The sequence below is a fragment of the Streptomyces sp. NPDC054796 genome (assembly GCF_053611545.1).
In genome coordinates this window covers 1-11,057 of the sequence record NZ_JBSHAO010000019.1, presented here as the reverse complement: position 1 = coordinate 11,057, position 11,057 = coordinate 1, and the positions used below count along the sequence as shown (strand labels likewise).

Here is an 11,057-nt window from a genome sequence, read left to right as displayed (position 1 = left end):
CCGGCGCCGCCGGCCTCCGGGGGGGGGCGGGGGGCGGGGGGGCGGGGCGGGGGGCCCCCCGCCCCGGCCCCGTGCGGGGGGGCCGCGGGCCGGGGGTCGCGGCCCGGGGCCCCCGCCATGGCGATGACTGCCGCGGGTCTGCGTATGCGCTTCAGGGGCGGCTTCGACGGCTTCGACGACTTCGGCGTTCTCGGCGTTCTCGGCGTTTTCGACGACTTCGACGACTTCGACAGCTTCACGTTTCGTCTCCTCGCGGCTCTGAGGACGGATGAACGCTATTGACTGTCCGTCAACGTACGGGCGGGTAACGGAGGTGACCAGCCGCGTACCGGTGAAGGTTCGGTGCGCATGACTCCGCCACGGCCCTCCGGCCCCGGGCTCCCGGCCTACGCCGCGTCCAGCAGGCCGGCGGGACGGACCGCGTCCGCGCCGAAGCGGGCGCGGGCGCGGTCGGCCGCCGCCTCCGCGCGGCGGGCCTTCTCCTCGCGGGGGTCGAAGGAGAGCTGCCGCGCCGCAAGTTCCGCCGCGGCCAGATTCTCGGCGCGCAGCGCGACGGCCCGCACCCGGGCCCGCTGGAGCCCGAGCGCGTCGTGCAGCGCGTAGGCGGCCGACGTCAGCGCGAGCGTGTGCGCTGTCGGCTCGGCGAGCGCGCGGGTGCGGGTGGTGGTGGAGCGGTCGGCGTAGCGGACGGTGAGGGTCAGCGCGCGTGCCACCTGCCCTTCCGTACGCATCCGGAGTCCCAGCTCGTCCGCGAGCGTGAGCAGCGCGCGGCGGCGCTGGTCCGGGTCCAGTTCGTCGCGCCCGAAGCGGTACTCGGCGCTCGCCGAGCGTGCCGGGGCGCTCGGGGTGACGGGGGTCGGGTCGATGCCGTGGGCCCGCTCGTGCACGCGGCGGCCCGTCGTCGCGCCCAGGACCCGCTGGAGCGTGGCGGGCGACGCCTCGGCGATCCGGCCGACGCTGTCCAGGCCGTACGAGACCAGGGTGCGCGCGGTCGCGGGGCCGACGCCGTGCAGCGCGGCGGCGGGCCTGCGCGCGAGGAAGGCCCCGGCCTCCTCGGGGCGCACCACGTGGACGGTGCCTGCGGGTCCCGCCTGCGCGGCCATCCGCGCGAGGAGCGGGTTGGCGGCGACGCCGACGGTGCAGTCGGTGCCGTACAGCCCGGCGGCGCGGAGGCGCACGAGTTCGGCCAGCCCCACCGCGTCCCGCGCGAAGTAGCGCAGCGCTCCCCGTACGTCGGCGAGCGCGGCGTCGGGCGGCAGCGCCTGCACGACGGGGGTGAGGCGGGTGAGCAGGTCGAGGAGGCGGGGGTAGTCCGCCTCGGCGCAGCCGCCGAACCGCACGTACAGCACATGGGGTTCGACGGGCTCGGCGCAAGGCTCGGTCCCGGTCATCCCGCGCTCCCGGGGCTGGCGTGCCAGAGCTTGCGCAGCGCCTTCGCCGAGTCGGCGGACTCGCCGGGGGGACGCAGGTCGGCCCAGGGGTGCATCTCGTAGCCGGGGGTGACCTGCACGGTCCGACGGGGCTGACGCGGCGGCGCCTCCCCTCCGGCCCCGGGCCCGCCCTCGGGCCCGCCCTCGGAACCGGAGCCGGGATCGGAACCGTCGCCCTCCCCTGAGGGCACGGGCTGCGGCTCCGCGAGGCGCGCCGCGACCGCGTCGAGGCCGCCCGTGCGGCGCAGCTCGACCAGCTCCGCGAGGTCCCACGCGCGGGAGCCGACCACGCTCAGGCTGCGCGGCCCGCGCCGCTGCACCACGCCCCGCACCAGCAGCAGCCAGGAGTGGAAGACGGTGTGCGCGCAGGCCGCGTGGCTGTCGTCGAAGAAGGCGCAGTCGACCAGTCCCGTGCCGTCGTCGAGCGTGGTGAAGATGACGCGGCGGCCCGACCGGATCGGCGGGGTCTGGGTGGCGGCCTTGGCGCCGGCGACGAGGACCGTCTCGCCGTGCTCCGCCTCGCGCAGCCCGCGTGCCGTGTACGCGTCCAGCTCCCGCAGGAAAGCGGTGTGATCCCCCATCAGATGGCGGGAGGCGTCCATGCCGAGGACGCCGAGTTCGGCGCCGAGCCGCTCGTCGCGGTCGAGGTCGGGCAGCCCCGCGGGCTCTCCCTCGCGTGCTTCCGACGTGCCCTCGCCCAGCGCGAGTTGCCCCTCCCGCGCGCCCGCGCCGCGCTGGGCGCGGTGGAGTTCGGCGATGTGGAGGAGCAGATCGCGCCGGTTGCCGCCGGGCGCGAACGCGTCCAGCGCGCCGACCCTCGCCAGGTTCTCCGCGACGGGGCGGGGCGGCCGGGCGCGCTGCCAGAGGTCGCCGAGCGAGTCGTAGGGCTGGCCCGCCTCGATGCGCTCCGCGTCCGCCTCGGTGATGCCCTGGACCTCGGAGAGCGCCAGGCGGATGCCCCACACACCGCGCCCCGCGCCATCACCGTCGCCCTGTCTCTCAGCGCCAGAGCCGGAATTGGAATCGGAACCGGAACTCGAACCCGGACCCGGACCCGGACCCGGGCCCGGACCCGACGATCCTGAATCGGACTCCAGTTCGATCCGATAGGCGGCACCCGAACGGTTCACGTCCAGCGGCAGCACCGGCACCCCGCGCCGCCGCGCGTCCGCCAGCAGCAGCCGCTTCGGGTACATCCCGGGGTCGTGCTGGAGCAGCCCGGCGTAGAAGGCGGCCGGATGGTGGGCCTTCAGCCACGCCGACTGGTACGTCGGCACGGCGAAGGCGACCGCGTGCGCCTTGCAGAAGCCGTACGAGCCGAACGCCTCCACGATCTCCCAGGTGCGCGCGATGGTCTCGCGCGTGTGCCCGCGCCGCTCCGCCTCCCGCGCGAACCAGACCCGCAGCCGTCCCTGGCGCTCGCCGTCCGAGAGCGCGCGGCGCGCCTCGTCGGCCAGCGCGCGGTCGCAGCCGGTCATGACCGAGATGATCTCGATGATCTGCTCGTGGAAGACCACGACGCCGTAGGTGTCGCGCAGCGCGGGCTCCAGATCGCGGTGCGGATAGCGCGCCGGCCTGCGTCCGTGCCTGGCCTCGATGAACGGCCGCACCATGTCGGCGGCGACCGGGCCCGGCCGGAAGAGGGAGATGTCCACGACCAGATCGTGGAAGCCGGAGGGCTGGAGCCGTCCGACCAGATCGCGCTGGCCGGGCGACTCGATCTGGAAGCAGCCGAGCGTCTCGGCGGAGCGGATCAGCTCGTACGTGCGCGCGTCGCCGTCGGCCACCTCGTCCAGTTCGATCCGCTCGCCCGTGGCCCGCTCGGTCTCCCGTACCGCGTAGGCCATCGCGGACTGCATCCGCACCCCCAGCACGTCCAGCTTGAGCAGCCCCAGGTCCTCCACGTCCTCCTTGTCGAACTGCGACATGGCGAACCCTTCGCCGCTGGTCGGCACCACGGGCGTACGGGCGCGGAGCGAGGCGTCGGAGAGCAGCACCCCGCACGGGTGCATGGCGACCCCGCGCGGCAGCGCGTCCAGCCCCTCGACCAGGTCCCAGAAGCGCTCGCCGTGCGGCCCGCCGTACCGCTCCCCGTGCCGCTCCTCCGCCGACTCGCGGACCCCGCGCAGCTCCGGCAGCTCGGCCAGCGCGGTGCGCGCGTCGCGGGCCCTGATGTGGGGGAACGCCTTGGCGAGCCGGTCGGTCTCGGCCGGGTCCATGCCGAGCGCTGCACCCACGTCGCGGATGGCGTGCCGCACCCGGTAGGTCTCGGGCATGGCGACGGTGGCGACCCGCTCCTCGCCGAAGCGCGCGAAGATCGCGCGATAGACCTCCAGGCGCCGGGCGGACTCCACGTCGATGTCGATGTCGGGCAGCGCGGCGCGACGGGGCGAGAGGAAGCGCTCCATGAGCAGCCCGTGCTCGACGGGGTCGGCATGGGCGATCCCCAGCAGATGGTTGACGAGGGAACCGGCGCCCGAGCCGCGCGCCGCGACCCGGACGCCCATCCCCCGCACGTCCTCGACGACCTGCGCGACGGTGAGGAAGTACGAGGAGAAGCCGAGGTGTTCGATGATCCGCAGCTCCTCCTCCAGGCGGCGCCAGCGGTCCTGATCGCGCTCGTAGCGGCGGGTGACCATCCCGGCCGCGCAGCGCGAGCGCAGCACTCGAGCGGCTGTGCGCTGCCCGGCACCCACCAGGCGGGGCTCGGGGAAGTGGACGCGCCCGATGCCGATGTCGTCCTCCGGATCGACCCGGCACTCGGCGGCTGTCTCCTCGGTCAGCTTCAGCAGCCGGTGCGCGGTGCTCCGCCGGTAACCGGCCGCCTCGGCGATGCGCTCGGCGGCCTCCGCCATCTCGCCGGGGCCCTTGAGCCAGCGCTCGCCGCCGTCGAGCCCGTTGCGCGGGTCGATGGGGACGAGCCGACGGGCCGCGTCCAGCACGTCGGCGACGGGGCCCTGTCCGGGGTCGGCGTAGCGCACGGAGTTCGTCAGCACGGGCTGCACGCCCTGCTCGGCCGCCAGGCCCAGCGTCCGCGCGGCGTCGCGCAGCGGGCCTGCGGCACTGGCCTCCAGGCGCAGCGCGTCGCCGAAGACCTCGCGCCAGTCGCGGAGCAGGCGTGCGGCGCGGTCGGGGCGTCCGGCGGAGAGCGCGCGTCCGACGTCGGAACCGGCGCCGAGCAGCACGGTCAGCGCGTCACTCGCGCCGGGGGCGGGGAGGCCCTGGGCGCCGCTGTCGCCGTGGACCGATGCCATGGCGTTCCACTCCAGGCACGGCCGCTCCGCGCCGGGGGCGCCCGCATGAGCCGCGCCCGCGTGCGCCGCGCTGACCATCCGGCACAGCCGGTCCCAGCCACGGGCGCCGTCCCTGGCGAGGAAGACGACGCGCTGCGCCGACTCGTCGACAAAGGCACCACCCCTGACCGGTGTCCGCCGACGCCGCACCGCGCTCCTTTCCTCCGGCCGCTCCCCCACGGCCAGCTCCACCCCGTAGACGGGCCGCACCCCGGCCCGCGCGCTCGCCTTGGCGAACCGCACCGCTCCGGCGAGGGTGTCCCGGTCGGTGAGCGCGACCGCCTCCATGCCGCGCTCGGCCGCCCGCTCGGCCAGCGTCTCGGGGTGCGAGGCGCCGTACCGCAGGGAGAAGCCCGAGGCCACGTGCAGATGCACAAACCCCGACATCCGCACGCACCTCCTGTCGCGTCCGCCCCCTTGTCCGCTGGATCCCCTCCACCATAAACCAGCCATCGAACTTTCGTTCGAACGTGACGTTTCCCCAGGTCAGCACCCATGCGCCTCGCTGACCTGCGACGATGAATGGCCGAAAACCCCGGTACGAACAGAACGCCGTCGGATAGAACGGCACCCATGACCGACCACCACCTCAGCACCCTCGCCGGAGGCCCCGGCTCCGCCCTGCCGGTCCTCGGCCCCGAAGGTCCGATCCGCCGGGGCCCCGTCTCCCGCAGACCGGCGCCTCCCCTGCGCGCCGTGCTCTTCGACTTCTCCGGCACGCTCTTCCAGATCGCCCCCTACTCCGCGCGCATACGCGCCGCCGTGACGGCGCGGGAGCTGGACGACGCAGCCATGGACGAGGTGCTGACGGGACTGGAGGCGGGCCTCTCGGACCCGGAGGTGGTCGCGGCGCAGCAGGGCCGCGACGTGTCGGCGAAGGCGCACCGGCACGCGTTCACCACGTGGTACGCGTCCGTCCCGCTCCTGGCGCCCGTCGCGGAGGAGCTGTACGAGCAGTTGCGGACTCCTCGCTACTGGCTGCCGTACGCGGACAGCGGCGCCACCCTGTTCGGGCTGCGCCGCCGGGGCATAGCGGTGGGGGTGGTGAGCGATGTGGGCTGGGATCTGCGCCCGACCTTCGCCCACCACGGTCTCGACGACTACATCGGCTCGTGGACGCACTCGTACGAGCACGACACCGAGAAGCCGGACCCCGCGCTCTTCCTCCACGCCTGTGAACAGCTCGGCGTCGAGCCCGCCGAGACGCTGATGGTGGGCGACCACCCGGCCAAGGACGGCGGCGCGGTGGGCGCGGGGCTGCGCGCGTACGTCCTGCCCAGCGGCGCGGCACCCGGCGCACACCGCGGACTGGCGGCCGTGACCCGGCTGACGGACGCGAGCTGAGCCCTCGCCGGGCGGACGCCGGGCGGACGGGCGGGCGCCAGGCGGATGGGCGAACCGGCCGAACACGGGGCCGCCGTCACCTGCGCACGTGACCGTCACATGTGCGTGCCGCCGCCACGCATACGCGAAACCGCCATCACGCGTACGCGGAGCCGCCGTCACATGTGCGTGCCGCCGTCGATGCGCAGTTCCGTGCCGGTGATGAACGCGCCGTCGTCCGAGGCGAGCATCGCGATGGCTCCCGCGACGGTCTCCGGGCCCGCGAAGCCCCGGCCGATCGCCGGGGTGAGCTTGCCGAGCAGCCCGAAGTCGGCGTCCTCGGGCAGGCCGGGGTCACGGGTCATGCCGCTGTCGATGGAGCCCGGCGCGACGCACACCGCACGCAGCCCCCGCTTGCTGTACTCCGAGGCGATGGCGTGGGTGAAGGACTGGATGCCGCCCTTCGTCGCCGCGTAGGCCGCCATGTAGGGGTGGGCGAAACTCGCCGACGTGGAGCTGAAGTTGACCACGACGCCCCTGCCCGTGGCGAGCAGCGCGGGCAGCGCCTCGCGGGTGACGAGGAAGGTGCCGGTGAGGTTCACCGCGACGATCCGGTTCCAGAATTCGAGGGTGGTGTGCTCGGTGTGCGAGGAGCGCAGGATCCCGGCGGCGTTGACCAGCACGTCGAGCCCGCCGAGCCCCGCCGTCGCGGTGCCGATCGCCTCCCGTACGGAGGCCTCGTCCGCGATGTCCACGGTCACCGCGGTCAGCCGGGCGCCGGTGCCCGCCTCCGCCGCGAGTGCGGCCGTCTCCTCCAGGCCGGGTTCGGCGATGTCGGCGGCGACGACGGTGCCGCCCTCCTCCAGCAGGCGCAGCACGGTGGCCCGGCCGATGCCGGAGCCGCCGCCCGTGACGAGGATCCGCCGCCCTCCGAAGCGCCCCTGTCCCGTCGTTCCCATGTCCGCCTCCGTCTGCCACCCTGTCGCCCTGCCCACGCGAGGGCCCGTACGGCTTCACCGTACGCCTACATGGCACAACGTGCCACAGTCGCACAACATGCACCCCTGCCGCCGACGTAGGCTTCCCCGTATGCCCACAGCTCCCCGCCCCACCCTCACCGAGCGGCGCAAGGCCGAGACCCAGATGGAGATCGCCCGTACCGCCGCCGCGCTCTTCTCCGAGCACGGCGCCGGATCCGTCACGGCCGAGGGGATCGCACGGGAGGCGGGGGTCTCGCTGCGCACCTTCTACCGCTACTTCCGCACCAAGGAGGAGGCCGTCGCGCCCCTGCTCACCGGAGGCGTGCGGCAGTGGCTGGACGATCTCGCGGCGGCGCCGCCCGGGCTGCCCGTCGCCGAGGCGCTGGAGTCGGCCGTCCGCACGGCGCTCACCCCGGAGGGCGAGGAGGCGGCCGAGGCCCTCCGCTGGACGCGGGATCTGCTGCGGGCCATGCCCGACGAACCCGCGCTGCGCTCGGTCTGGCACCGCGTCCACTCCGACTCGGAGGAGTCCCTGGTGCCCGTGCTCGGCACGCTGGTACGCGCGGACACCGACCCCCTGGAGGTCCGGCTGCTGGCCGCCGCGGTCAACACCGCCATGCGGGTCGCCGTGGAGACCTGGGCGGCGGGCGCGACGGGCTCGGCGGACGAGGGGGAAGCCGGGAAGCAGGGCGAGGGCCGGGGACCGGCCGAGACCGCGGTGAGCTGCGTACGGAAACTGACGGCCGGGCTGCACACGCCCCGCGCCTGAACCGGCCCGGGAGAACCCGAAAGAATTCGAGCGATCCGAACAAGCCGGATGTGCGGCCGGGACGGACCTGCGACGGGCCTGGTCAGCGACCCGCCGAGCCGGACGGGCCGACCGGCCCGGACATCACGCGAGGCGGGACCGTACACCATGGCCGGGCCGCTGTGACCGAAATCAAAGAATTGGCGGCCCCTACCTCGCGCAGGGCAGGGTAGGAGGCAGCCGGGACACAAGCGACAAGCGATACGAGCACAGACTCGGAAGACTCAGAAGGAGCCCCATGAAGATCGGGATCGTCGGAGCAACCGGCCAGGTCGGCACTGTGATGCGCGAGATTCTGGCCGAGCGCAAATTCCCGGTCGACGAGCTGCGGCTGTTCGCCTCCGCACGCTCCGCCGGGCGCACCCTCCCCTGGCAGGACGGCGAGGTCACCGTCGAGGACGCGGCCACGGCCGACTACTCCGGGCTCGACATCGTCCTCTTCTCGGCGGGCGGTTCGACGTCGAAGGCCATCGCGGAGAAGGTCGCGGCCCAGGGCCCCGTCGTCATCGACAACTCCTCGGCCTGGCGCCTCGACCCCGACGTGCCGCTCGTCGTCTCCGAGGTGAACCCGGACGCCGCCAAGCGCCGCCCCAAGGGCATCATCGCCAACCCGAACTGCACCACCATGGCCGCCATGCCCGTGCTGCGCCCGCTGCACGACGAGGCGGGGCTGACGTCCATCGTGGTCGCCACCTACCAGGCGGTCTCGGGCAGCGGCCTCGCCGGTGTCGCCGAGCTGAACGAGCAGGCGGGCAAGGCCGTCGAGTCGGACGCCTCGCGGCTGACGTTCGACGGCGACGCGGTGGACTTCCCCGCGCCCGACAAGTTCAAGCGGCCGATCGCGTTCAACGTGCTGCCGGTCGCCGGCTCCGTCGTGACGGACGGCTCGGACGAGACGGACGAGGAGCAGAAGCTCCGCAACGAGAGCCGCAAGATCCTGGACATCCCCGCGCTGAAGGTCTCGGGCACCTGCGTCCGCGTGCCCGTCTTCACCGGCCACTCCCTCCAGGTCAACGCCCGCTTCGAGCGCCCCCTCTCCCCGGAGCGGGCCCGCGAGGTGCTGGGCGCGGCGCCGGGCGTCGAGCTGTCGGACATCCCGACGCCGCTCCAGGCCGCGGGCAGGGACGCCAGCTACGTCGGCCGCATCCGCGCCGACGAGACCGCCGAGAACGGCCTCGCGCTGTTCCTCTCCAACGACAACCTCCGCAAGGGCGCGGCGCTGAACGCCGTGCAGATCGCGGAGCTGGTGGCCGCGGAGAAGTAACCGGCTCCGCGGCTGTGCAGGGGCTCCGGCCCCGCACCGCCGCCACGAGACCGGAACCCGAGCCCGCCCCCTGGACCGCTGCCGACGGTTCCCCAGGGGGCGGGCGCCTTTATGGGGTCGGGCTCGGGCTGGGTGTGACGGCGGCCAGTTGCAGGGTGCGTCCACCGACGAGCGGCGCGGTGAGGATGACGCTGCGGCCGTCGTGTTGCAGTGCCTTGCCGATACGGGCATGGCGGGCGTGCCACCAGTGGCGGGGTGCGAGCAGGGTGGACACGCAGCCGCGGGTGGTGCCGTCCACCGTGATGCGTTCGCCCTTCTCGCGGAGGCGGAGGGCGTGGCAGGCATAGCCGGTGAGGAGCGTCGCGAGGTTGCCTTCCATGATCTCGACGACCTGCCCGGACGGCATCGGGCGCGGATAGCTGGTGAGGAACGCGGGCCCCTGCGGCAGCTCATACATGAGGCGCACGGCCCGGTCCTGGATACGGCGCATCACGAAGCGCGCCTGCTGGCCTTCCAGGACTGCGATGGGGAAGCCCGCGGTGGTGGCCCAGCCGTGGGGGTCGTAGAAGACATCCTCGGGGTCGGCGGGGATGAGGACGCTGTGGTCACGGGGCACAGGATTGCTCCAGGTCAGTTGCGGGTGGGCGCGGGGTCAACGGACTCGGTGTCGGTGCGGCGTTTTCCGGCGCCGGTGAAGACGGTGATGGCGCGGGCGACCGTCTCCCCGGTGACCTCGGCACGGATCGCCGCGAGGGGAAGGCAGGCACCGTGCCAGGGGCACAGCCACACCGGTTCATGCCACGGGTGGCGCGCTGTAGCCAGGTAGCGCACGACGGGGCCCACGTGACCGCCGCTCTCCACCGCGCACTGGGGGCGGGTCACCGGTCCGCCCCCGGTCTCGCGGCGCGGGCCTCGTCCTCGGCGGCGATGTCGGCCGCGCACCCGTCACACACCTTCACCGGGACGGTGCGCGTGCGTGTCTGCGGGCTCGCGCCCCGCTCGTCACCGGAGTACAGCTCAAGGACCGTCTGCGTGCCGGGCCCCCGACAGCACCGGAAACAGCGCGGGCTCACCGCCCGGCCCCGCTCTCGTGCTCGCGGGGCCCGTGCTCGGCCCGGATCACCGCATCCAGCACGACGTACAGCAACCGCGCGTCCGTCGAACCATGCTCCGCCCAGCCCCGCACCCAGTGCGGGGAGGCAGAGCGGGTGCACCAGACGGGCGGGACCGTCAGGTACTGCGTGGTGCTGAGCAGTTGCACGCACGCGATGGCGGCGACCACCCACCCCCGCGTCGCACCGGGCGGCACCAACCACGTCAACCGGCGCCCGTACGGATCCCGGATCACCGCCCCCGACTCCCTCCCGAGCCGCACCAGCACCCGATCCCCCAGATACACGGGGACCACCACCGCATCCCAAAACACCCCTGCGGGCTCCAGTACGGCGGCAACACCGGAAGGCGGCGCCCACGGCGGCGTACTGGTCAGGACGTTCACTGGGACGCCCCTGCCCTCTGAGACGGACAGGCCGGTAGTCTTCGGCACGTTGACGCTCCTCAACAGCGTTGGCCACGCCCCCGGACCGTTCGCGCGGTCGCGGGGGTCTCTCCTGCGCAGTCATCACATCTCGGGTGATCCAACGAGGAAAGAGCTCAGAGGGGGACCAGGAGGGGGCCAGGGCTGCGGAGGAGGGAGGCCGCGAGTGAAGACGGCGAGCGCGCGGTCCTGCCCCGCGCCGACTGACCGCGCGGTGCGGGACAGCAGCTCACCCGCAGGGAAGCCGAGGTGGCGCTGACCGAGCCTGCCCCCGGCGTGCCCTTCGCACCATGGTCGCGGTGCAGGCCGCGGAACGGACTACGGGGCGAGGCTCAGGGGGCGGTCGTGGCACCGCGCGCGGCTGTGATGCGCTCCAGTTCGGCGACCAGTTTGAAGTCGAGCGCGGTGACGACGGCGCCCGC

The 11,057-nt window shown here is 74.0% G+C and carries 10 protein-coding genes; 4 read left to right on the top strand and 6 right to left on the bottom strand.

Features of this window, described 5'->3' with window-relative positions:
* Positions 1 to 117 precede the first annotated feature (117 nt).
* On the top strand, positions 118 to 282 hold the full coding sequence (locus tag ACWGJ2_RS17775; RefSeq protein ID WP_453347036.1) for a hypothetical protein: 165 nt from the start codon (positions 118 to 120) through the stop codon (positions 280 to 282).
* 104 nt (positions 283 to 386) lie between these two features.
* Here ACWGJ2_RS17775 and ACWGJ2_RS17770 read toward each other — a convergent pair whose 3' ends face one another.
* Both ACWGJ2_RS17770 and ACWGJ2_RS17765 read right to left on the bottom strand, forming a co-directional pair.
* Positions 387 to 1,391: a DNA polymerase Y family protein gene (locus ACWGJ2_RS17770; RefSeq protein WP_453347035.1), complete on the bottom strand. Its 1,005-nt coding sequence runs from the start codon at positions 1,389 to 1,391 to the stop codon at positions 387 to 389.
* Positions 1,388 to 5,110 (bottom strand): DNA polymerase III subunit alpha, encoded by a 3,723-nt coding sequence (locus ACWGJ2_RS17765; RefSeq protein WP_453347034.1) that lies wholly within the window; start codon positions 5,108 to 5,110, stop codon positions 1,388 to 1,390. Before ACWGJ2_RS17765 ends, ACWGJ2_RS17770 begins: the two co-directional genes overlap by 4 nt.
* A 186-nt stretch (positions 5,111 to 5,296) precedes the next feature.
* Here ACWGJ2_RS17765 and ACWGJ2_RS17760 point away from each other — a divergent pair, with 186 nt between their 5' ends.
* Positions 5,297 to 6,067, top strand: coding sequence for an HAD family hydrolase (locus tag ACWGJ2_RS17760; protein ID WP_453347033.1), 771 nt, complete (start codon positions 5,297 to 5,299; stop codon positions 6,065 to 6,067).
* A 158-nt stretch (positions 6,068 to 6,225) separates the two neighbouring features.
* Here ACWGJ2_RS17760 and ACWGJ2_RS17755 read toward each other — a convergent pair whose 3' ends face one another.
* Positions 6,226 to 7,005, bottom strand: a complete 780-nt coding sequence (locus ACWGJ2_RS17755) for an SDR family NAD(P)-dependent oxidoreductase (protein ID WP_453347032.1) — start codon at positions 7,003 to 7,005, stop codon at positions 6,226 to 6,228.
* Positions 7,006 to 7,135: 130 nt separating this feature from the next.
* Between ACWGJ2_RS17755 and ACWGJ2_RS17750 the strand changes: the two genes are divergently transcribed.
* Together ACWGJ2_RS17750 and ACWGJ2_RS17745 are read left to right on the top strand one after the other, a co-directional pair.
* Entirely contained in the window at positions 7,136 to 7,795 is a 660-nt protein-coding gene (locus tag ACWGJ2_RS17750; RefSeq protein ID WP_453347031.1) for a TetR/AcrR family transcriptional regulator, read from the top strand.
* A gap of 277 nt (positions 7,796 to 8,072) precedes the next feature.
* Positions 8,073 to 9,098, top strand: coding sequence for an aspartate-semialdehyde dehydrogenase (locus tag ACWGJ2_RS17745; RefSeq protein ID WP_453347030.1), 1,026 nt, complete (start codon positions 8,073 to 8,075; stop codon positions 9,096 to 9,098).
* 109 nt (positions 9,099 to 9,207) lie between these two features.
* Here ACWGJ2_RS17745 and ACWGJ2_RS17740 read toward each other — a convergent pair whose 3' ends face one another.
* From ACWGJ2_RS17740 to ACWGJ2_RS17730, 3 genes are all read right to left on the bottom strand, one after another.
* Positions 9,208 to 9,714: a hypothetical protein gene (locus tag ACWGJ2_RS17740; RefSeq protein ID WP_453347029.1), complete on the bottom strand. Its 507-nt coding sequence runs from the start codon at positions 9,712 to 9,714 to the stop codon at positions 9,208 to 9,210.
* 14 nt (positions 9,715 to 9,728) lie between these two features.
* Entirely contained in the window at positions 9,729 to 9,980 is a 252-nt protein-coding gene (locus ACWGJ2_RS17735; RefSeq protein WP_453347028.1) for a hypothetical protein, read from the bottom strand.
* Positions 9,981 to 10,167: 187 nt separating this feature from the next.
* Positions 10,168 to 10,644, bottom strand: a complete 477-nt coding sequence (locus tag ACWGJ2_RS17730) for a hypothetical protein (RefSeq protein WP_453347027.1) — start codon at positions 10,642 to 10,644, stop codon at positions 10,168 to 10,170.
* Positions 10,645 to 11,057 lie beyond the last annotated feature (413 nt).